Annotated in this window: 21 protein-coding genes; 8 read left to right on the top strand and 13 right to left on the bottom strand. The window is 70.8% G+C overall.

All coding sequences use genetic code 11. The features are described from left to right. Window positions 1–61 precede the first annotated feature (61 nt). Window positions 62–466 (bottom strand): FKBP-type peptidyl-prolyl cis-trans isomerase, encoded by a 405-nt coding sequence (locus ACWD2L_RS05450; protein WP_351331401.1) that lies wholly within the window; start codon window positions 464–466, stop codon window positions 62–64. A gap of 151 nt (window positions 467–617) precedes the next feature. Between ACWD2L_RS05450 and ACWD2L_RS05455 the strand changes: the two genes are divergently transcribed. The 3 genes from ACWD2L_RS05455 (at window position 618) to ACWD2L_RS05465 (ending at window position 2,405) form a co-directional block, all read left to right on the top strand. Further along, window positions 618–1,262: a TetR/AcrR family transcriptional regulator gene (locus tag ACWD2L_RS05455; RefSeq protein WP_351331535.1), complete on the top strand. Its 645-nt coding sequence runs from the start codon at window positions 618–620 to the stop codon at window positions 1,260–1,262. A 76-nt stretch (window positions 1,263–1,338) separates the two neighbouring features. Beyond that, a complete protein-coding gene (locus ACWD2L_RS05460) occupies window positions 1,339–1,788 on the top strand; it encodes a hypothetical protein (protein ID WP_351331402.1) in 450 nt (149 codons plus the stop codon). Beyond that, window positions 1,785–2,405, top strand: a complete 621-nt coding sequence (locus ACWD2L_RS05465; protein WP_351331403.1) for a TIGR03086 family metal-binding protein — start codon at window positions 1,785–1,787, stop codon at window positions 2,403–2,405. The genes ACWD2L_RS05460 and ACWD2L_RS05465 overlap by 4 nt, the downstream gene beginning before the upstream one ends. A gap of 6 nt (window positions 2,406–2,411) precedes the next feature. On the opposite strand, the gene ACWD2L_RS05470 is transcribed toward ACWD2L_RS05465, so the two are convergent. Then, window positions 2,412–2,750, bottom strand: a complete 339-nt coding sequence (locus tag ACWD2L_RS05470; protein WP_351331404.1) for a thioredoxin family protein — start codon at window positions 2,748–2,750, stop codon at window positions 2,412–2,414. Window positions 2,751–2,815: 65 nt separating this feature from the next. Continuing rightward, entirely contained in the window at window positions 2,816–3,955 is a 1,140-nt protein-coding gene (locus ACWD2L_RS05475) for a PucR family transcriptional regulator (RefSeq protein WP_351331405.1), read from the bottom strand. Between the two features lie 87 nt (window positions 3,956–4,042). Here ACWD2L_RS05475 and ACWD2L_RS05480 point away from each other — a divergent pair, with 87 nt between their 5' ends. The 3 genes from ACWD2L_RS05480 (at window position 4,043) to ACWD2L_RS05490 (ending at window position 8,015) form a co-directional block, all read left to right on the top strand. Beyond that, a complete protein-coding gene (locus ACWD2L_RS05480) occupies window positions 4,043–5,098 on the top strand; it encodes a ferredoxin reductase (RefSeq protein ID WP_351331406.1) in 1,056 nt (351 codons plus the stop codon). A gap of 7 nt (window positions 5,099–5,105) precedes the next feature. Then, complete coding sequence (locus ACWD2L_RS05485) at window positions 5,106–6,236, top strand: fatty acid desaturase family protein (protein WP_351331407.1); 1,131 nt, start codon at window positions 5,106–5,108, stop codon at window positions 6,234–6,236. 135 nt (window positions 6,237–6,371) lie between these two features. After that, on the top strand, window positions 6,372–8,015 hold the full coding sequence (locus tag ACWD2L_RS05490) for a GMC oxidoreductase (protein ID WP_351331408.1): 1,644 nt from the start codon (window positions 6,372–6,374) through the stop codon (window positions 8,013–8,015). Between the two features lie 40 nt (window positions 8,016–8,055). On the opposite strand, the gene ACWD2L_RS05495 is transcribed toward ACWD2L_RS05490, so the two are convergent. The 8 genes from ACWD2L_RS05495 to xylB form a co-directional block, all read right to left on the bottom strand. Next, a complete protein-coding gene (locus ACWD2L_RS05495; protein WP_351331536.1) occupies window positions 8,056–8,535 on the bottom strand; it encodes a carboxymuconolactone decarboxylase family protein in 480 nt (159 codons plus the stop codon). Window positions 8,536–8,546: 11 nt separating this feature from the next. Further along, entirely contained in the window at window positions 8,547–9,629 is a 1,083-nt protein-coding gene (locus tag ACWD2L_RS05500; protein ID WP_351331409.1) for an NAD(P)H-dependent amine dehydrogenase family protein, read from the bottom strand. A 139-nt stretch (window positions 9,630–9,768) separates the two neighbouring features. Then, a complete protein-coding gene (gene exaC, locus ACWD2L_RS05505; RefSeq protein WP_351331410.1) occupies window positions 9,769–11,292 on the bottom strand; it encodes an acetaldehyde dehydrogenase ExaC in 1,524 nt (507 codons plus the stop codon). A gap of 111 nt (window positions 11,293–11,403) precedes the next feature. Then, a complete protein-coding gene (locus ACWD2L_RS05510; RefSeq protein WP_351331411.1) occupies window positions 11,404–12,663 on the bottom strand; it encodes a GAF domain-containing protein in 1,260 nt (419 codons plus the stop codon). Between the two features lie 212 nt (window positions 12,664–12,875). Next, window positions 12,876–13,481, bottom strand: coding sequence for an N-acetylmuramoyl-L-alanine amidase (locus ACWD2L_RS05515; RefSeq protein WP_351331412.1), 606 nt, complete (start codon window positions 13,479–13,481; stop codon window positions 12,876–12,878). Between the two features lie 60 nt (window positions 13,482–13,541). Further along, complete coding sequence (locus ACWD2L_RS05520) at window positions 13,542–14,564, bottom strand: acetamidase/formamidase family protein (protein ID WP_351331413.1); 1,023 nt, start codon at window positions 14,562–14,564, stop codon at window positions 13,542–13,544. Window positions 14,565–14,845: 281 nt separating this feature from the next. Then, entirely contained in the window at window positions 14,846–16,036 is a 1,191-nt protein-coding gene (locus ACWD2L_RS05525) for an ROK family transcriptional regulator (protein WP_351331414.1), read from the bottom strand. A gap of 193 nt (window positions 16,037–16,229) precedes the next feature. After that, window positions 16,230–17,669: a xylulokinase gene (gene xylB / locus ACWD2L_RS05530; RefSeq protein ID WP_351331415.1), complete on the bottom strand. Its 1,440-nt coding sequence runs from the start codon at window positions 17,667–17,669 to the stop codon at window positions 16,230–16,232. 120 nt (window positions 17,670–17,789) lie between these two features. Between xylB and xylA the strand changes: the two genes are divergently transcribed. Continuing rightward, window positions 17,790–18,956 (top strand): xylose isomerase, encoded by a 1,167-nt coding sequence (gene xylA, locus ACWD2L_RS05535; protein ID WP_351331416.1) that lies wholly within the window; start codon window positions 17,790–17,792, stop codon window positions 18,954–18,956. A 278-nt stretch (window positions 18,957–19,234) separates the two neighbouring features. Continuing rightward, the gene (locus ACWD2L_RS05540; protein ID WP_351331417.1) at window positions 19,235–19,492 is read left to right on the top strand and encodes a hypothetical protein; all 258 of its coding nucleotides are present in this window, start codon (window positions 19,235–19,237) and stop codon (window positions 19,490–19,492) included. 18 nt (window positions 19,493–19,510) lie between these two features. On the opposite strand, the gene ACWD2L_RS05545 is transcribed toward ACWD2L_RS05540, so the two are convergent. Both ACWD2L_RS05545 and ACWD2L_RS05550 read right to left on the bottom strand, forming a co-directional pair. Next, window positions 19,511–20,863 (bottom strand): esterase-like activity of phytase family protein, encoded by a 1,353-nt coding sequence (locus ACWD2L_RS05545; RefSeq protein ID WP_351331418.1) that lies wholly within the window; start codon window positions 20,861–20,863, stop codon window positions 19,511–19,513. Window positions 20,864–20,952: 89 nt separating this feature from the next. Then, a complete protein-coding gene (locus ACWD2L_RS05550; RefSeq protein WP_351331419.1) occupies window positions 20,953–21,522 on the bottom strand; it encodes a DUF1097 domain-containing protein in 570 nt (189 codons plus the stop codon). Window position 21,523: the final 1 nt, after the last annotated feature.

The following is a 21,523-nucleotide window of genomic DNA, read 5'->3' on the forward strand; positions in this document are numbered from 1 at the left end:
TCCTTGTAGCAGCGGACAATGGTCACCAAGCCCAACGAACATCAGCTGATGGGGTAATGGATCAGGCCTTGCTCCACCCGGCCGTGCTGGAATACGAGTCGAGGAGGTCCACCACGAAGACGAGCGTCGAGCTCGCCGGGATCAACGGTGACGGCGACTGCTTGCCGTAGCCGAGACGAGGGGGAACAACGATCTCGCGTCGACCGCCGACCTTCATCCCCTTCACCCCTCGGTCCCAGCCCTTGATGACCCTGCCACTGCCCAGCGCGAACTTGAACGGCTGCCCCCGGTCCCAGGAGGCATCGAACTCCTTCCCGGACTCGAAGGTCACCCCGACGTAGTGGACTCTGACCACCATGCCCGGCTTCACCTCGGCCCCGTCCCCGACGACCAGGTCCCGGATGGTCAACTCGGTAGGCGCGGCACCCTCCGGAACGTCGACCTCGGGCTTCGTCAGTTCACTCATTGCACCCTCTTCACTTTCCGCGGAATACCCTTCGTGCACATCGTGGCAGGGTCGGGGGCCTCCCGGTCGCGCCCGCCGTGCTGGCAGACTAGGGCGGATGAGCAGCAACGACATCAGCGCCCGGGTGGGCGGCCCCCATGGCGCCGCAGTGGTGAACTCCGCGAAGGAGGACGGGCGGGTCGAGCGGGGCAACCGCACCCGGCGCCTCGTGCTGCGCCGGACCGTCGACATCGCCTCCGTCGAGGGACTCGAAGCCCTGTCGGTGGGACGGCTTGCGACCGAGCTCGGGCTGAGCAAGAGCGGGGTGTTCGCGCTGTTCGGCTCCAAGGAGGAGCTGCAACTGGCCACGGTCCGGGCCGCGTCGAAGATCTTCGTCGACGAGGTCCTCGAGCCGGTGGACGGCATCCCCGCCGGAGTGACCAGCCTCGCGCGCCTCTGCGAGAGCTGGCTCGGCTATTCGCAGCGCCGCGTGTTTCCCGGGGGCTGCTTCTTCTCTGCGGTGATGGCCGAGTTCGACGCCCGGCAGGGCCCGGTGCACGATGCGCTCGTGCAGTCGCTGGCGACGTGGATGGCGTACGTGGAGGGATGCGCGGTGGACGCGCGGGCAGCCGGTGAACTCCGCGACGACACCGATACGGCGCAGCTGGCCTTCGAGCTGGTGGCGTTGATGGAGACGGCCAACGCGCACTCGCTCCTGACCGCGGAGACACTGCCGTACGACCGGGCGCGGACGGGCATCACCTCCAGGCTGCGTGCGACGGCGACGGATTCCGCGCTGGTGCCCCAAATCTCCTGAGGTGCAAGGCCGTTCATCTTCGCTCACGCGGCAAAAGTAGTAGCACGACCGGTCGTGTAGTTTTATGCTCGGCGTCATGACACCTCGACCCGTGACCTCCCGGCTGCTGCGCACCCGCTGGCGCTCCGGACCCGTACCGCTGACCCTGTGCCCCGTCGTCGTGAGCGTCACCGACTTCACCGCGACGAGCCATCCGCAGGCGGGCGCGATCGCCCTCGCGGGCCTGCGCCTTCGCCGCACCTGGCCCCGGACACCGGGCGCGCTCGGCATGTGGCTGTGGGCCGAGGTGGCAAGCCGACGCTCGGGCTCGGTGAGCGTGTGGCGCGACGAGCGCGCGCTCAACGAGTTCGTGGGCCGCCCCGACCACATCGCGGTCGTCAGGGCCCACCGGGGGCGCGGCACGATGCGCGCAGCCGCCTGGGAGGCCGAGGACTTCGATCCGTACGCCGTGTGGAGCCGGGCCCGCGCCCTGCTCACCGGCACGACTTCCTGGCCGCAGGACTTCGTTCGCCTGGAGGACGCGTGACGAACTTCGTGGAGCTGGACCGCATCGCCGCGCTGGAGACGTTACGTCTCGTACGCGGCGCGGCAGCCGCCGCCGACGACGGAAAGGAGACCTGGGGCCGGCCGACCCCCTGCGCCGACTGGACCCTGCTCGATCTCCTCGGTCACATGACGGCGCAGAACCACGGCTTCGCGGCGGCCGCACGAGGAGAGGGCGGGCTGCCCGCACACTGGCGGGTGCCGGACATCGCCGCCGACCCGGCGCGCGCTTATGCGGAGTCCGTGGCCGCGCTCATCGTGCCGTTCGCCGAAGCGGGCGGCGGTGAGCGGGAGTTCGTACTGCCCGAACTGGGCCGCGCGCTTCCCGGCCGGGTGGCCGTGTCATTCCACTTCCTCGACCTCGCGGTGCATGCCTGGGACCTCGCCCGCACCCTCGCACTGGAGGTTCAACTCCCGCACAGCATCTGGGAGTCGGCCCTGCGACTGGCACGCCGCGTGCCGACCGACGAGCAGACACGCGGGCCCGACGCCTTCTTCGCCCCGGCCCGGCCGACGTCCGCGCAGTCGACACCCCTGACGGAGACCTTGACCCTTCTCGGCCGGAGCCCCCACTGGGCCCCCGAACCATCGGACAACTAGCCGGGCTCAGAGATGGCCGTCCAGAACCTTCCGTACCTCGGCGGTGGTCGTGGGCCCCGTGCCGTGCGCCACCGCCTCTCCCTCCTTCAGCAGGACGTAGGACGGTGCTCCGGTGATCCCGTATCGCTCGGTCGCGGCCGGACAGCGCGTGATGTCGGTACGGACGGCTGTCAGGCGGCCCGCGTAGTCGTCGGCGATGCCACCCACGACGAGGTCCATCACCCGGCAGGGCTCGATGGCCTTGGGCCATGTCCCGGTGAAGTACGCGAGGACCGGAACTCCGCTCATTTTGAGGATGAAGTCGAACTCCGCGTCCTCACGGGGCCGGTGAACCCGCTGCGCCATGGAAGCTCCTAGCCTTACGTTCCGTCATTCCATCTCCATCATCCCGCGCACGGTCGACGTCCGCGTCAGCCGCCCCGAAGAGCGACCGCCAGCGTCAGTTCGAGGGCCCGGTTCGGCGATGCGAGGTCCGGAAAGAGCTCCCGCAACTGCGACATCCGGTACCGGACCGTCTGGGGATGGACGAACAACGCCGCCGCCACCTCGTCCCGCCTGCCCTGGTGCAGCAGCCACGCCCGCAACGTCTCCTCAAGGCGCCGCGCGGTCGCGACAGGCAAGGCCCGCAACGGTGCGAGGGCTCGGGCCCGCAGGTCTGCGAACGCGTCCATGTCGGCGCTCAGCACCAGCTCGGGCAGGTGGTCCTCGGTGTCGCGGATGCCAGCGGAGAGGGAGCGCGCGCGGACGACCCGTGCGTACGAGGCGGACGCGCGAGCCCATGGCCGGGCCGGGCCGACCACGGCGGTGCGGTCGGACAGCTGCCGCAAGAGACGTGATCGGTCGGCATCGGGGACGAGCAACACACCGGTGGCGTCCGGCAGATCGTCGAGGACGAGGGTGCTCGGGTCGAGCGTGCGGTAGGCGGGCCGGGCCTGGGCGGCGGGGAGCAGGACCGCGGTCAGCGAATCCGGAGGCTGCCACCCGGCCCGTTGTGCGGAGGCAAGCAGCACGTCCGGGCCCGCGCCGGCGAGGAGGTCGCGGGCCAGGTGTTCGAGGTGAAGCTCGTGGGCCCTGCCCCGGGCGGCCAGTTCGTCGGCGTGGCCCGCGGCGCTCGCGGCGGAGAGCTCGTCGATGTAGGCGAAGGTCAGCTCGGCGAACTTGGCGACCTCCGCGGCGGGCAGACCCGCGGGCACGGCACCCGCCGCCAGATATCGCCAGGCCACGCGGGCGCCGACCCGGTAGGCGCTGAGTAGGGCGTCCATCGAACGGCCGTCGCGCACCTCGCCGCGGCCCAGCTCGTAGGCCGCGTCACCACCGTCACCGCCCGTGGCATGACCACTCGCGAGGTCCAGGTAGTGCCCCAGGGCCGTGCGGACGGCCCGGCGGATGGTGGCGCCCATGCGGCCCGAAAGTGCGTTGGCGTAGGGAGGGACCTCGTCGATGATCGCCTGGACGACCTCGTCGGCGGTGGTCCTCAGCGTGGCCCGCAGCGCGGTGACCGTCGTCTTGTCCAGGGCCAGTTCGCTGGCCCTCTGGATGGCATGGCTCACGTTTTTGTTCCCTGCGAACAATTCACTCGACTGGATTTACGTCCTGCGGTCAGGACTTTACGCCTTGAGGCACAGCAAGCTGGTGCCATGACGAGTACAGCCCTCCGCAGCAGGGCGTGGAAACTGCTGGAGATGGTCACGACGCCACTGCTGCCGTCGGACTACCTCGACCTGGTCGGCCCGCTGCGTGCGGGCGCCGACCTGCGTGGGCGCATCGAGGCCGTGCACCCCGAGACGGGCGACGCCGCGACCGTCGTGATCAGACCTGGACGGGGCTGGCGCGGCCATACGGCCGGTCAGTACGTGCGCATCGGGGTCGACGTCGACGGGGTGCGCCTGTGGCGCGCCTACTCCATCACCTCACCCACGAACCGCCAGGACGGCCGCATCACGATCACCGTGAAGGCGATCCCGGACGGCAAGGTCAGCAACCACCTGGTCCGCAGGGCGCAACCGGGCACGCTGATCCAGCTCGACCAGCCGACCGGTGACTTCGTGCTGCCGCGGGCCAAGCCCGCCAAGGTGCTCTACCTGACGGCCGGCAGCGGCATCACGCCCGTGATGGGCATGCTGCGCGAGACCGCGTTCGACGACGTCGTCATGATCCACTGCGCGCCACAGCCGCAGGACGTGATCTTCCGCGACGAACTGCACGGCCTGGTCGCGGACAAGAAGCTGCGGCTCACCGAGGTGCACACCGACACCGACGGCATGCTCGACATCGCCCGTCTCGGCGAACTCGTGCCCGACTGGGCCGAGCGCGAGACCTGGGCCTGCGGGCCCGCGGGCCTGCTCGACGCCGCCGAGGAGCACTGGACCGAGCACGGCGCCCTGGAGCGCCTGCACACCGAACGCTTCCGCCCCAGCATCGTCGTCGCCGGTGACGGCGGCGAGGTCACGTTCAGCGCCACCGGCAAGACCGTCGACGCGGACGGCGCCACGCCGTTGCTGGACGTCGGCGAGGAGGCCGGCGTCCTCATGCCCTCCGGGTGCCGCATGGGCATCTGCTTCGGCTGCGTCACGCCTCTCAAGGCGGGCGCCGTCCGCGACCTGCGCACCGGCGAGATCACCGAGGCCGATCCCGGCGTCCTCATCCAGACCTGTGTGTCCGCCGCGGCGGGCCCCTGCGACATCGAACGGTAGGAGCACCGTGACCGCCATCGACCCCACCGCACATCTGACCTCGGAACAGATCGAAGAGCTCGGCCGCGAGCTGGACGCGATCCGCGACGAGGTGATCGCAGGACGCGGCGAGCAGGACGCCGCCTACATCCGCAAGGTCATCTCGGCACAGCGCAAGCTCGAACTGGTCAGCAGGGGCGTGCTGCTGTTCTCGATCTTCCCGCCCGCGTGGCTGCTCGGCACCGCAGGGCTCTCCGTGGCGAAGATCATGGACAACATGGAGATCGGCCACAACATCCTGCACGGCCAGTGGGACTGGATGCGGGACCCGAAGATCCACTCCACCACCTGGGAGTGGGACCACGTCTCGCCGTCGGATCAGTGGAAGCACTCGCACAACGAGCTGCACCACACGTACACCAACGTGATCGGCAAGGACAACGATCTCGGCTACGGCATCATGCGCGTCGACGAGGACCAGAAGTGGCACCCGTTCCACCTCGGCCAGCCGGTGTGGAACTTCATCAACGCCTGCTTCTTCGAGTACGGCATCGCGGCCTACGACCTGGAACTCGGCAAGAACCTCAGCAAGCACCGCCGCAAGAACCCGGAGTTCCGCGCGCGGGCCAGGGCCGTGGGCCGCAAGATCCGCAAGCAGGTGCTCAAGGACTACGTGATCCACCCGGCCCTGTCGGGTCCGTCATTCCTCCCCACGCTCGCCGCCACGTTCACCGCGAACCTGGTCCGCAACATCTGGTCCCACTCGGTGATCATGTGCGGGCACTTCCCCGAGGGCGTGCAGGTCTTCGAGCGCCGCTCGATCAAGGGCGAGACGCGCGGCCAGTGGTACCTGCGGCAGATGATGGGCTCGGCGAACATCAGCGGCAGCAAGGCCATGCACTTCATGAGCGGCAACCTGTCGCACCAGATCGAGCACCACCTGTTCCCGGACCTGCCGAGCAACCGGTACGCCGAAGTCGCGGTGAAGGTGCGCGCGTTGTTCGAGAAGTACGAGCTGGACTACGTCACCGGGCCGCTGCCCAAGCAGGTGTTCTCCGCCTGGCACAAGGTCTTCCGGCTCTCGCTGCCGAACAAGAAGCCCAAGGCCGAGGTCGAGGTCGAGGCGCCGGAGCGTGAGCGGGAGCTCGTCGCGGTCTGACTCCCGAGTACTGGCCGCCCAAGATCGGGAGAAGTTGGCGTGAATTGGACGCACATTACCTATCGGTATGCATCGACTTGATTGGCGATCAACAGTAGAACTCGTTCCCATTCCGTCGAGAGTGAGGAACGTGCAATGACCGACTCAACCCGGCCTGAAGTGGCCCGTAACGGGATCTCCCGCCGAGGCTTCATCGCAGGAACAAGTTCTCTTCTCGGCGCCGTGGCCCTCAGCGGTCACGCCGCCGCGGCCGACCGCTCCACCGGGGCGGCCGCCGCTCCCCTCGCCGACGGGGCACGCCTGCCCGCCCTCGTCATCGGTACCGGGTACGGCGGCTCCGTGGCCGCGCTCCGGCTCGCCGAGGCCGGCGTCGCCGTGCGGATGGTGGAGATGGGCATGGCCTGGGACACCCCGGGATCCGACGGCAAGATCTTCGCCAACACCACCACACCCGACAAGAGATCCTTCTGGCTGAGAACCAGAACCAAGCAGCCCCTGAGCAACTTCCTCGGCTTCCCGATCGACAAGGACATCCCGAAGTACACCGGGATCCTGGACGCCGAGGACTTCGCCGGTATCACCGTCTACCAGGGCCGCGGCGTCGGCGGTGGCTCGCTGGTCAACGGCGGCATGGCGGTGACGCCCAAGCGGGAGAACTTCGCGGCGATCCTGCCCTCCGTCGACGCGGGTGAGATGTACGGCACGTACTACCCGCGCGCCAACGCGGGGCTCGGCGTCGCCACCATCGACCCGGACTGGTTCGAGACCGCCGAGTGCTACCAGTACGCGCGCGTCGGCCGTAAGCACGCCCAGCGTTCGGGCTTCCCGTTCGTGTTCGTCCCTGACGTGTACGACTGGGACTACATGAAGAAGGAGGCCGCGGGGACGGTGCCGAAGTCGGCGCTCGCGGGGGAGATCCTCTACGGCAACAACTACGGCAAGAAGTCACTGCAGAAGACCTACCTCGCGCGGGCCGCGGCCACCGGGAAGGTCACCATCTCCCCGCTGCACAAGGTGACGTCGGTCGCCCCGGCCGCCAGCGGCGGCTACACCGTGCGCATGGACCAGCTGGACACCGCCGGCGCCGTCACGACCACCAAGGAAGTCACCGCGGACCGGGTCTTCTTCGCCGCGGGCAGCGTCGGCACCAGCAAACTCCTCACCAAGCTCAAGGCGACCGGCGCCCTCCCCGCGCTCAACGGTGAGATCGGCAAGGGCTGGGGCGACAACGGCAACGTCATGTGCGGGCGCGCCAACCACCTGTGGGACCCGACCGGTTCGCTCCAGGCGTCGATCCCCACCGGCGGCATCGACAACTGGGCCGCGGGCGGCGCTTTCGCCGAAGTGGCTCCGCTGCCGACCGGCATCGAGACCTACGCGTCGTTCTACCTGTCCATCACGAAGAACCCGCACCGCGCCGAGTTCGCGTACAACCCGACGTCCGGCGGTGTGGACCTGAACTGGCAGACGGCGTGGAAGCAGTCGGGGATCGACATGGCCAAGACCATCTTCGACAAGATCAACGCGAAGGAGGGCACGATCTACCGCACCGACCTGTTCGGTACGTACAAGATCTGGGGTGACCACCTCACGTACCACCCGCTGGGCGGCGCGGTGCTGAACAAGGCGACCGACAACTACGGGCGCCTGCACGGCCATTCGGGCCTCTACGTCATCGACGGCGCGCTGATCCCGGGCAACACCAGTGTCAACCCGTTCGTGACCATCACGGCGCTCGCCGAGCGCAATATCGCCAAGATCGTCGCCACGGACCTCTGACGGCCACGACCTGCCCAAGTCGCGGCCGCCCGGGGGTGGTTCACGGCTTGGGCAGGGCGCACACCGTGTCGAGTCCCAGCACGTGGTTGAGCCGTCCGAAGGCCAGCCAGGAGCCGATGGCCATGCTCAGCTCCACGATCTCGGCCTGGCCGTAATGAGCGGTCATCCGCTTCCAGAACTCCTCGTCCAGGCCGTGGTGGTCGACGGCGTAGCGCTCCGCGTACTCGGCCGCGAGCCGGGTCCGCTCGTCGAACGCCTCGGTCTCGCGCCAGCCCTCGACGGCGTCGATGAACGACTCCTCGACCTTCTCGCCGTCCCGCTCGGTGCGCCAGTCCAGGCAGAACAGGCACCCGTTGATCTGCGCGATCCGCAGCCGCGCCGCCTCGAACTCCCGCAGTCCCAGGGCCGAGTGGTCGTACACGGCCATGGAGAACTGCGCCGCCGCGGGCCCGATGGCGGGCACCATCTCGCCCCACACGTACGGGATGGGTTCCTGGCCGTCAGGTATGTCGATCCTCATGGCTGCCTCACTCATGGCTGCTTCCTTCCGAGCCGGCCGACGGCGGGGGTCACCGGCACGTCGAGCGCGTCGTAGAGTCCGGGCGGCGCGGACCAGAGCCAGTCGATCGCGCCGACGAGGCGTCCGACGGCGGTCGCGTTTCCGCCCGCCGCGTGGTTGCCACCCTCGTCGGTGGCCTGGACGGTGACTTCGATGCGCGGGCGGCCCTCGACGATCACCCGGTGCGCGCCGGCCCCGCCACCGGGTGGCAGCGGCCAGTCGGGCGCACAGGACGGATGAATCCGCGTCACGTGCTCGACGACGATGCGCACCTCACCGTCCACGACGCCCTGCACCTCGAAGCGGACCGCGCCCTGGGTGCCCGCGGCGAAGTCGCCCATGGCTGCCGTCGTGACGTCGCTCTCCAGGGCCCGGCGCTCCAACGTCTCGCGGATGTCGTCGAGTTCGACCCCGAGCGCCCGCGCCAGCAGTCTCAGCTGCCCGCCCCACACCATCGTCGGAATGGACTCCGCCAGCATCAGGGGCTCGTACTCCATGGGGTGTCCCATGCCGACGAGATCGCGTACCGAGTCCTCCTGGTCGTACGTCGAGTAGTCGAAGATCTCCTGGCAGCGCAGCACGTCGACGCGGGTGCCGAGACCGCTGACCAGCAGGGGCAGTACGTCGTTGGCCCAGCCGGGGTCGACGCCGGAGACGAACAGCGAGCCGCCGCCCGCCGCGATCGCCGCGCGCACAGGATCGGTGAAGTCGGGCGGCGCGCTGCGGTGGTCGTAGAGCGGATAGAGGGCCGGGGTGACGACGACGGCACCGGCGCGCAGGGCCCGGCAGATGTCGTCGAGGGCCTCGTCGGGGCGCAGCTCGCCGGAGGCCGCGTAGAAGACGGCGCCGGGCCGGGCCGCGAGCACCGCGTCGACGTCCGTCGTCGCGGTGAGACCGAGGGCGTGGTCGTAACCGGCCAGGTCGCCCGCGTCGCGGCCGTCCTTGGCGGGGTCGTGCACGAGCACGCCGCAGAGTTCGAGCCCGGGGTGGGCGTCGACGGCTCGGATCGCCGCGCGTCCCACGTTCCCGGTGCCCCAGACCACCGTGGAAGTCATGCGCCGGAGCGTAACGTGACGTGTCGTCAGTTCATAGACCCTCCACGGGAGTTGCGGCCTCGCCGCGACCCGGCCGTGTCGGCTCGCGCGAGCGGGCGCCCGACCTGGACAGGCCAGGGCGGGCGCCGCTTTGTGTCTCCTAGAAGAAGCCGAGCTTCTGCGCCGAGTACGAGACGAGAAGGTTCTTCGTCTGCTGGTAGTGGTCCAGCATCATCTTGTGGTTCTCGCGGCCGATGCCCGACTGCTTGTAGCCGCCGAATGCCGCGTGCGCGGGGTACGCGTGGTAGCAGTTGGTCCAGACGCGGCCCGCCTGGATCGAACGGCCCGCCCGGTACGCCGTGTTCATGTCGCGGGTCCACACCCCGGCCCCGAGGCCGTACAGCGTGTCGTTGGCGATCTTGATGGCGTCGTCGTAGTCGGCGAAGGAGGCGACCGAGACGACCGGGCCGAAGATCTCCTCCTGGAAGATCCGCATGCGGTTCTGGCCCTCGAAGATGGTGGGCTGGACGTAGTAGCCGCCCGCCAACTCGCCGTCGTACTCGATGCGTTGGCCGCCCGTGAGGACCTTCGCACCCTCCTGCTGGCCGATGTCCAGGTACGAGAGGATCTTCTGGAGCTGGTCGTTGGAGGCCTGGGCGCCGATCATCGTGTCGGTGTCCAGGGGGTGGCCGGGCTTGATGGCCTCGGTGCGGGCGATGGCCGCTTCGAGGAACTCGCTGTAGTGGCCCTGCTGGATGAGCGCGCGGGACGGGCAGGTGCAGACCTCGCCCTGGTTGAGGGCGAACATCGTGAAGCCCTCGAGGGCCTTGTCGCGGAAGTCGTCGTCCTTCGCCCAGACGTCGTCGAAGAAGAGGTTCGGGGACTTGCCGCCGAGTTCGAGCGTGACCGGCTTGATGTTCTCCGAGGCGTACTGCATGATCAGGCGTCCCGTCGTGGTCTCGCCCGTGAACGCGACCTTCGCCACGCGGGAGGACGAAGCCAGCGGCTTGCCCGCCTCCACGCCGAAGCCGTTGACGATGTTGACCACACCTGGCGGCAGCAGGTCCTTGACCAGGTCCAGCCAGACGTGGATCGACGCCGGGGTCTGTTCGGCGGGCTTGATGACGACCGCGTTGCCGGCGGCGAGGGCCGGGGCCAGTTTCCATGTCGCCATCAGGATGGGGAAGTTCCACGGGATGATCTGCGCGACGACGCCGAGCGGCTCGTGGAAGTGGTAGGCGACCGTGTCGTCGTCGATTTCGGAGAGGCTGCCCTCCTGTGCGCGGACGGCGCCCGCGAAGTAGCGGAAGTGGTCGATGGCCAGGGGGATGTCGGCGGCGAGGGTCTCGCGGACCGGCTTGCCGTTCTCCCAGCTTTCCGCGACCGCGAGGAGTTCGAGGTTCTGCTCCATGCGGTCGGCGATCTTGAGGAGGATGTCGCCGCGGGCGCCGGGCGCCGTGCGGCCCCAGGAGGGAGCGGCGGCGTGCGCGGCGTCGAGGGCGCGTTCGACGTCCTCGGCCGTGCCGCGGGCGATCTCGGTGAACGGCTGTCCGTTGACGGGGCTCGGGTTCTCGAAGTACTGGCCGCGGGCGGGCGGCGCGTACTCGCCGCCGATGAAGTGGTCGTAGCGGGCCTGGTAGGAGACGACGGAGCCCTCGGTGCCGGGCGCTGCGTAGCGGGTCATGGTGCTGGCCTCCTCTGCGGCTGCCCGCCTTTGGGCAGCGTTCGCAGGGAGGCTAGGAGTCCGGACGTTGCAGTGACGTTGCGTGCGTGCGTGCGGGTGGCGGGTGGGCGCTTACGGAGCCGGGGAGCGCAGTTCGTCGTCGAGTGCGGTGAGGCGGGCCAGGACCGGCGGCGTCGGACGGGTCGCCGCGAGCGCGCGCCAGACGTCCAGGTCGTCCTCGCCCCATGGGGCGTGCACCCAGTCGGCGAGCAGGTCGGGGTCGCCGCGGGCGATGAGCGCGGCCCGGAGTTCGTCGGCGAGGCGGTGCCGGATGCGGGCCACGGCGGGCGCCTGCGACGAGGGCAGGAGTGGTCCGCTGTACGCGGACGCCGCCGCGGTGACCGCTCCCGAGGCCAGGCGGCGCTCGACCGTGGTGAGGTCCGAGTCGACCGGGGCCGACAGCCGGTAGGGGCGCGAGCGCAGCACATCGGGGCCAAGCACCCGGCGCAGCCTGGCCAGTTCGGCCCGCAGCGTCACCGGCGTCACGGACTCGTCCTCGTACAGGAAGCAGAGGAGTTCGTCGCCGGTCAGGCCCTCCGGGTGGCGGGCGAGCAGGACGAGGAGTTCGCTGTGCCGGCGGCTGAGGCGGAGCTTGTGGCCGTCGGGGGTGACGAGCAGGGCCTCGTCGCGGCCGAGCACGGTCAGACGCAGGGCCGGTTCGGCCGCCGGCGGCGGGGCAAGGAGGGCGAGGTGGGACTCCGCCGCGCTCGCCACCGCCTGGACGAACGCCAGGCTGTGCGGGTGCGCGAGGCGGTCGCCGCCCGTGATGTCGATGGCGCCGAGCAGTCGTCCGGTGTGCGGGTCGTGCACGGGAGCCGCCGCGCAGGTCCACGGCTGCACCTTGCGGATGAAGTGCTCGGCCGCGAAGACCTGCACCGGGCGGTCGACCGCGACGGCCGTGCCCGGCGCGTTCGTGCCCATCGCCGACTCCGACCAGCGGGCGCCCGGCACGAAGTTCATCCGGTCCGCCGCCTGCCGCGTACGCGTGTGCCCCTCCACCCACAGCAGCCTGCCGTGCGCGTCGCACACCGCGAGCAGATGCTCGCCGTCGGCCGCGAACGTGCCCATCAGCTCGCGGAACAGCGGCATCACGCGGGCCAGCGGATGCTCCGCCCGGTAGCTGCCGAGATCGCCCTCCGGCATCTCCACCGACGCCGAGGCGTCCGGGTTGACGTGCGCGCCGGCCGAGCGGCGCCAGGACGCGGCGACGACGGGCCGAACCGGACGGGCCACGGTGCCCGCCGCGGTGAACCGGTCATGCGCGCGGCGCAGCGCCCTGACCCGCTCGGACGGGTCGGTGCCCGGCTCCAGGGCGACCCACTGTTCGGTCAACGCGGCCTCCAGGCGGGATCCTTCGCGACGGTGCGGCGGGCGCGACCATCGTCACCCCGGGGGCGCGGGCCGACAAGGAGCGGAACACGGATCGGGCGATTCGGCACATGCCACTCACGGATTGCGGAGCCGGTCGCGTCCGCCGGAATCAGGATGTGGAGACGGTCGCGTCCGCCGGAATCAGGATGCGGAGGCGGTCGCGACCGCCGGGATCAGGCAGCGACGACCAGCCGCATGTACCGGTCCCAGTCCCAGTTCGGTCCCGGATCCGTGTGGTCCGCGCCCGGCACCTCCACGTGGCCGATGATCCGCTCGCGGGTCTTCGGAATGCCGTAGCGCGTGCAGATCGACGCGGTCAGCGCCGCCGACTCCCGGTACATTGCTTCGGTGAAGTACTCCGGTTTGTCGACCCACCCTTCGTGTTCGATGCCGATGCTGCGCGTGTTGTAGTCCCAGTTCCCCGCGTGCCAGGCGACGTTCTTCTCCCGCACCATCTGGGCGATGTGCCCGTCGGAGGAGCGCACGACATAGTGCGCGGAGACCTGCTTGGCGGGGTTCTTGAAGATGTCGAGCGTCGTCGCGTAGTCCTCCTGGGTGACGTGCACGATCACGAACTCGACCGGGTACGACAACGGGCGCCCGGACTCCGTGTAGTTGGACTTGCTCGCCGGGACGGACTCGGCCTTCGGGTAGTCCACCGTCGCCAGTGGCAGGGCGTCGGCCCGGCCCGTGGCCAGTAGTGCGCTGGGCGCCGCGGCGAGCGCCCCGAGTTGGAGCAGCCGGCGGCGGCTCGGGAACGATGTGCTTGCTCGGTCCATGTCAATCCTGCCTCTCAGGTCACCGGTGGGGCGGGTCTCAGAGTTCGAGTGAGGTGGGGCTCAGAGTTCGGGGCGGGGCAGGGCCGTCGCGCTTTCGCGCAGCCGTGCGTGCAGTCCGCGGTGCGTCTCGCGTGCGGGCAGCCACTCCTTGCGGAGCTTGGCGACGCACGTGTAGTTGGTGTCGCAGACGTTCGCCAGCGGCGACTCCACGGTCTGCGTCACGAACTGGTACGCGTCCAACTCGCTGAAGCCGTAGTCCCGTACGAGCCACTGCACCAGGTCGAGCTGGGATATTCGGAAGGCGTCCTCCAGCGGGCGGGCCGAACCCGTCGAGACGATGTGCGTGTCCGATTCGATGCGCGGCCACGGCGTCGCCACGCCCTTGAGCAGCTCCACGATGACGACGGTGTGCATGGCGCACTCCACGGCGACACCACAGGTCTCGCCCTCGCCCTGCCGCGCGTGCCCGTCGCCGAGGCTCAGCAGCGCGCCCTCCACGTTCACGCCGAGATAGCAGGTGACGCCTGCCCGCATCTCCGGCGTGTCCATGTTCCCGCCGTGCGCGTCCGGCACGAGCGCCGAGCGGACCTCCAGATTCGCGGGCGCTACGCCGACCGTCCCGTGCATCGGGTCCATCGGCAGGTCGACGGTGAACTCGCTGTCCCGCGCCGTGAACCGGGCGGTGCGGCGCGCCCGGTCCAGCTGCCATATCCAGACGGTCTCCGGGAGCGGCGGCTGCAACGTCGCGGACGCGTGCGTCGACGTCAGCGCCCCGAACAGCGGCACCGTCGTGGACGCCGCCCAGTCGCGCGCGGGCTCCACCGACACGAAGTGCACCGCCACGGTGTCGCCCGGCTCGGCGCCATCGATGTGGAACGGGCCGGTCTGCGGGTTGAGGAAGGGGAACTCGCAGACCTCCGAGACCAGGTCCTTCTCCGAACGGACCCGGCCCGCGAAGCAGTCCTCCGTGAACAGGTCGAGCGCCGTGCCCGGAGCGATACGCGCGACGGGCGGCGCACCGCCGAACGTCCAGGCGTACTCGCCGGGCTCCGGCCGGACGGTCAGCATCCGCAGATCGCTCATGAGGACTGCGCTCCGCTCTGTGGGCAGTGGGGGAGGGACGAAGGGAAGCCGACGACGCCGCCCCGTGCGCGCGCCGCCCCCGTCGGTCGGTCGTACCTGCGGCGCCTCGCGTGAATCACGTTACGGGGCCCGCAGGTTGGGGCGGAAGAGGGCACGGAAGATCTGTGGACAACCGGCGCGTTGTGAACAACCGCACGTCAGAGGTCCGAACCAGTGGCACGTGGGGGAGCGGTGCCCCGGCGGTGGAACCCGCCCCGTTCTCTCGGGCCGTGGGCCCGCCCTCAGGCGGCCACCGCCCCCATCGGGTCGTCCAGCACCGCCCGCACCACCGAATGCGCCGCCCCCAGCAGCGGCCCGTCCGAACCGAGGCCGGAGGCGATGACGCCGTCCTCCGGGGAGGCCGTGCGGCGGGTCAACTCCCGTTCCAGGGACGGCAGAAGCCACGGCGAGAGGCGCGACAGCGCGCCGCCGAGGACCACCGCCCGCGGATCCACGAGGTTGACCGCCCCGGTCAGCGCGATGCCGAGTGCGGTGCCCGCAGAGCGCAGCGCCCCGCGCGTCGCGGTGTCACCGTCGGCGGCCCGCTCGGCGAGCAGTGACACCCGGTCGGGGCCAGGATCGATGCCGGCGGCACGCAGCACCGCCTCCTCACCCGCGTACTGCTCGAGGCAGCCACGCCCGCCGCACGGGCACGCGGGCCCCTCTGGACGCACCGGCACATGGCCCAGCTCGCCCGCGAACCCCCGGGTTCCGCGCAGGAGGTGGCCGTCCACGACGAGCGCCGCGCCGATGCCGATCTCCGCCGACACATGGAGGAAGTCGGCGGGGGAGTCCTCGGCGAGCCACAGTTCGGCGAGGGCGCCGAAGTTCGCCTCGTTCTCGACGGTGACCGGCACCTCGTCCGGGAGCAGGGACGCGACATCCGTGTCGTGCCAGTCGAGATTGGGGGCGCGCACGACGGTCGTGGTGCCGCGCGCCACCAGGCCCGGCACGGCGATCGCGAGCCCCGCGGGCCGCAGCCCGGCGGCTCGCGCCTCGCCGGTCACCTCCCGTACCAGTTCGGCGAGTTCGTCCAGTACGGGCTTCGGTGCGCGCCCCCGGTTGCTCACCCGGCGCCTTGCCCGCGCCCGGACTTCGCCCCGCAGGTCCACCGCGCACACCGCGAGATGGTCGACGCCCACCTCGGCGCCGAGACCGGCAGGGCCCTGACCGCTGACGGCGAGCGCGTTGCCGGGCCGCCCCACGCCGCCCGGACGCTGCGGCCCCAGCTCCTCCAGCAGCCCCGCCCGGATCAACTCGTCGACGAGCGTGGACACGGCCGCCCGGGTCAGGCCGATGTGCTGCGCCACCGCGGCCCGCGAGAGCGACCCCTCGGCGGCGATCGCGTGCATGGCGCGGGACAGGTTGCGGCGGCGCATGGCCTGCTGGGTGTCGGACGTGCCCGGTCGCGGCCGGTGCAGTGGTGCGGTCATGCGCTCATGCTCCCAGGGGCGGTGAGGTGGGGTCTTCCGGAGGGTGGGCTCGCGAGCCGGGCAGGCCTCACGAGTCGGGCGGGCCGCACTCGGCGGAGGGATCCCGCTCGTCGAGCAGGCCCCACCTGCAGCGCAGTTCTCACCTGTCGGGTAGGCCTCACTCGTCGCGTGGGCCCCACGTGTCGACTGGCCCTCACCCGTCCCCCAGCAGCGCCCCCGCCCCCGCCAGCACTCCCGAAATCCGCTCCAGCGTCGCCTCGTCCCGACGTTCCACCGGCTCCAGCAGCGGCCCGCGTGCCGTGTCCCAGCGGCGGGCCACCGCCCCCGCGTCCTCGCCGGTCAGTACGCCCGCGGCCTGCGCGGCCGCGCCCAGGGCCACCAGTTCCCCGGCCTCCGGCACCTGCACCGCCCGCCCCGACAGCCGCCGCACCGTCTCCTGCCAGGCCGTGCCGCGCGCCCCGCCGCCGATGAGCAGCAGCGGAGCCGCCGGGTCGGCGTCCGCGTCGAGCACCCGGTCGAGGGCGCCGAGCAGTGCGTGCACCGCCCCGTCGTACGCCGCCTGCAGCAGCTGGCCACCGGTCGTGTCGTGCCGCAGACCCGTCAACAGGCCCGAGGCGTCCGGCAGGTTGGGCGTCCGCTCGCCGTCCAGGTAGGGGAGGATCGTCGCCGTACCGCCTGCCTCGACGGCTTCCCGGTCCAGGCCGAGGAGCGTCGCGATCCGGTCCACCGCGAGCGTGCAGTTCAGCGTGCAGGCCAACGGCAGCCAGTCGCCGCGCGCGTCCGCGAAACCGGCGACCGTGCCGGAGGGATCGGTGGGCCGGTTCCGCGACACCGCGTACACCGTGCCCGATGTGCCGAGGCTCAGTACAGGAGTTCCCGGCAGCAGGCCGAGGCCGAGCGCGGCGGCTGCGTTGTCACCCGTACCGGCCGCCACCAACGTGCCCTCGGCGAAAGGCAGTTCTCCGGCCCTCGCGCGTACCGAGCCCGCGACCTCGCCTGGCGCCACCACGCGCGGCAGCAGCGCCGGGTCGAGCCCCACACGCCCGAGCACGTCCTCGTCGTACGCCTCGGTCGACGATGCCCACCACCCCGTACCGGACGCGTCGCCCCGGTCCGTCGTGCCGTCACCGGTCAGCCGTCCCGTGAGGTAGTCGTGCGGCAACCGGACCGCGGCCGTGGCGCGCGCGGCCTCCGGCTCGTGCTCGGCCAGCCACGCCCACTTCGAGATGGTGAAGGAGGCCGCCGGCACGACGCCGAATCGCTCCGCCCACGCCTTCGCCCCGCCCAACTCGTCCACCAGATGGCGGGCCTGCGGCGCGGAGCGCACGTCGTTCCACAGCAGTGCGGGCCGCACCGGCCGCCCCCGCGCGTCCAGCGTCACCAGTCCGTGCTGCTGCCCGCCGACCGACACCGCCGAGGCGCGCCGGGCCGCGTCGCCGCACTGGGCCAGCGCCTCGCGCAACGCCCGGTACCACTCCTCGGGATCGCTCTCGCGGCCCGCGCCCGAGGTCACCGTGTGCGGCGCCTGCCCGCTCGCCACGGTCGCGCCCGTCGCGACATCGACGACCAGGACCTTCGTGGACTGCGTGGAACTGTCGACTCCTACGACGAGGGGTCCATCGGCAGCTGACATGCGGCTCTCCTGAAATCTCGGGAAATCTGGGCCTGTGAGGCCGTCGGCTCTTCCCAGCGGCGTTCCCGCATACTAATTTGTAAAGCGCCATGACGAAATAGTCGGCGAGGGAGCCGCAAGATGACGTACCAGCCCACCCCCGAGGACAAGTTCACCTTCGGTCTGTGGACCGTCGGCTGGCAGGGCCGCGACCCGTTCGGCGACGCCACCCGTCCGGCGCTCGACCCGGTCGAGTCCGTGCAGCGCCTGTCCGAACTCGGCGCCCATGGCGTGACCTTCCACGATGACGACCTGATCCCGTTCGGGTCCTCCGAGACCGAGCGCGAGTCGCACATCAAGCGTTTCCGGCAGGCCCTCGACGCCGCCGGCATGGTCGTCCCGATGGCCACCACGAACCTGTTCACGCACCCGGTCTTCAAGGATGGCGGCTTCACCGCCAACGACCGCGACGTGCGCCGCTACGCGCTCCGCAAGACCATCCGCAACATCGACCTCGCCGCCGAGCTGGGCGCCCAGACGTACGTCGCGTGGGGTGGCCGCGAGGGCGCCGAGTCCGGTGGCGCCAAGGACGTGCGCGACGCGCTCGACCGCATGAAGGAGGCCTTCGACCTCCTCGGCGAGTACGTCATCGAGCAGGGCTACGACCTCAAGTTCGCCATCGAGCCCAAGCCGAACGAGCCGCGCGGCGACATCCTGCTGCCGACCCTCGGCCACGCCCTCGCGTTCATCGAGCGCCTGGAGCGGCCCGAGATGTACGGCGTCAACCCCGAGGTCGGCCACGAGCAGATGGCGGGCCTCAACTTCCCGCACGGCATCGCCCAGGCCCTGTGGGCGGGCAAGCTCTTCCACATCGACCTCAACGGCCAGTCCGGCATCAAGTACGACCAGGACCTGCGCTTCGGCGCCGGTGACCTGCGCGCCGCGTTCTGGCTCGTCGACCTGCTGGAGCGAGCCGGCTACGAGGGCCCGCGGCACTTCGACTTCAAGCCGCCGCGGACCGAGGACTTCGACGGCGTGTGGGCCTCGGCCGCCGGCTGCATGCGCAACTACCTGATCCTCAAGGACCGGGCCGCCGCCTTCCGCGCCGACCCGGAGGTCCAGGCGGCCCTGGCCGCGTCCCGCCTGGACGAGCTCGCGCAGCCGACCGCCGCCGACGGCCTGTCCGCGCTGCTCGCCGACAAGAGCGCCTTCGAGGAGTTCGACGTGAACGCCGCCGCCGAGCGCGGTATGGCCTTCGAGCACCTCGACCAGCTGGCGATGGACCACCTGCTGGGCGTGCGCGGCTGACGCCCGTCCTGCGTCGGGGGCGGACCGGCCGGGCGCACAGCATCCGGCCGGTCAACTTCCCGGAGGGTCTCGCGTGTTGGCGCCCGGGCGGCAATGCTTGAAGGGTGTCCACACCTCCGATACCTCCCCAGCCGCCGCCCCCGCCCGGAGGTGGCTTTGGCGCGCCGCCGCCTTCGGGCGGCGGTTTCGGTGCACCCCCACCTTCGGGAGGCGGTTTCGGTGCGCCGCCGCCCGAAGGGCCGCGCCGCTCCGGCCGGCGCCCGCTCCTGCTGATCGCGGTGCTCGTCGCTCTCGTGGTGATCGTGGGTGCCGTCGTGCTCGTGATGACCCGCGACGACTCCTCCGGTCCCTCCGAGGACGACAAGAAGTCCCCCGCCGAGAGCAGCGAACGGGCTTCGCCCAGCATCCCGAGCGAGCTGCCGCCCTCGCTGCCCAGCAACCTGCCGAGCGAACTCCCCAGCGGCCTGCCGAGCGAACTGCCCTCCGAGCTGCCCAGTGAGCTTCCGAGCGAGCTGCCCAGCGCGTTGGGCGGGTGAGACGGCCGACGCGCGCCCCTACAGAGCGCCCTTCGGCAGCTTCACATGCGTCACCTTCGTCTCGACGCCGCTGTCCACGAGCCGCCCGTCCGCGTCGAACGCACCCGCGCCGTCGGTCATTCCGAAGTCGTTGTCGTTGATGAGGGCGAGGGTGTCGCGGCCCGCGAGCGCGATGCCCTCGATCTTCTCGGGGACGCCGTCGACCGTGTTCAGGTCCACCACGAGTCGCTTGCGGAGGACCGGAACACCCTTCGCCGCAGGGTCCTTCAGCTCCTCCAGGGACGGGGACGTCGCGTCGTCGTCCCAGCGCCCGCCCAGGATGTCCGCGCCGCGCGTGAGCCGCACCTCCTGAAGGCGGGCCGCCTTGTCGGTGCGCTCCTCGACGAGCAGCCGATTGCCGCCGACCGCGACGACGGAGGAGATCTTCAGCTCGGAGGGGTCGTCCTCGCCCGGGTTCACCACGTCCACCGGGTCGAAGCGGTACGCGTACTCCGCCGTGACCGCCTGGCTCTTCGGGGAGAACCGCAGCAGGCGCGTCGTCCGCGAGGCGTCGCCCGCGTCCTCGTCCGGCAGCGACAGCGGGCTCTGTACGGCCAGCACCAGGTCCCCGCCCGGCAGCTGGGCGAGTCCCTCGAAGCCCCGGTTTACCTTGCGGTGCAGCAGCACGGACGGCAGTGACTCGACGACCGGATAGTCGGCGCCTCGCAGCTTCAGGCCCTTCGGCACGTGCCGGGCGAGCACCTGGCCGTCCGCGGAGACGTGCACGAGCGAGGGACCGTACTCGTCGACGAGCCAGAAGCTGCCGTCCGCCGCGCGCACGATGCCCTCGGTGTCGAGACCGTTCGGGTTGTACGAGAGCGGGCTCCCGGCGTCGTACGAGTACGGCTTCTCGTCGCGGGCCTCCTGGTTCGGCAGGCCGGTGACGGGCTTGCCGGACTTCGTGGTGAGCGGGAGCGCGTCGAGGACCTTCACCTGGTCGCCAGTGACGCGGATCTTGACGATCGCCGGGTCGAAGCCGGGCACGGGGAACGTGCGGCGCTTCGTTCCATCGACCTTGATCTGGCCGTTCGGGCCGCGGTCGGTCACCGTCCAGAACTCGCCCTTGCGGCCCGCCGGGTAGAGGTCCGAGCCGACGCCGCCGAGGTCCACGCCCCGGTCGTCGTCGACCGTCCCCGGCAGCAGGGCATTGCTGAACCCGCCGAGCGGCACGTCGCCGAGCGTCGCGCTGCCGGTGACCTCGGCCGCGCCGGACCCGCTGGGCGCACCCGTCGCGGCCGGCGTCACACTGAGCGCCACCAGTGCGGCGAGCGGGACACCCGCGGCGACGGAACGGCCGAGGACGCGGCGCTTGCCGGGGACGAGCGGGGACATGGGGCCTCCTGAGGCGCGGTGAGCGTGTACAGCGCACACGTTCGACCCCCGCCCCGAACGCGGAGTGACGTCAGGGTGAACAGGGCGGCTCAGGAAGGCGACTTGATCTCCACCGGGAAGGTCAGCCGCATCGACAGCCAGGCGTACACCGGGCCGAGCGCGTTCATGGCGACCACGCACACCCAGGCCGACCACGGGTTGCCCGCCTCGAAGCCGAACCCGCCGAAGAACGTCGCGAAGTAGCTGGCGAAACCGAAGAACATGCCGGGAATGAGGGAGAAGAACCGGACCCGGCCGGTGTACATGAGCGCGCTGTTCAGGACGAGGATGCACAGCGCCCCGAAGGTGTTCTTGGCCAGCTGGCTCTCGCCGAAGGCCGTGCCCGCGTGGGTCTCCAGGAGCACGATGAGCAGCGCGTACGTGGAACCCACCGGCATCGCGCACCACAGTTTGCGCGCGCCGGCGAGGTTCGGGCCGCCCATCAGGAACATGCCCGCCCACGAAATGAAGATCGCCCACGGTGGCAGATGCAGCGCGGTCCCGCCCACGAACGCGGTCGTCGCGGCGAGCACCGACGCCACGATCTCGTGCGGAATCCGCTCCCGGACCACGGGTGTCACCGGAGCGGACGTGTTCGTCCCTGTCGTCGCCTCGGCCATG

Source organism: Streptomyces sp. NPDC002754 (genome assembly GCF_053592315.1).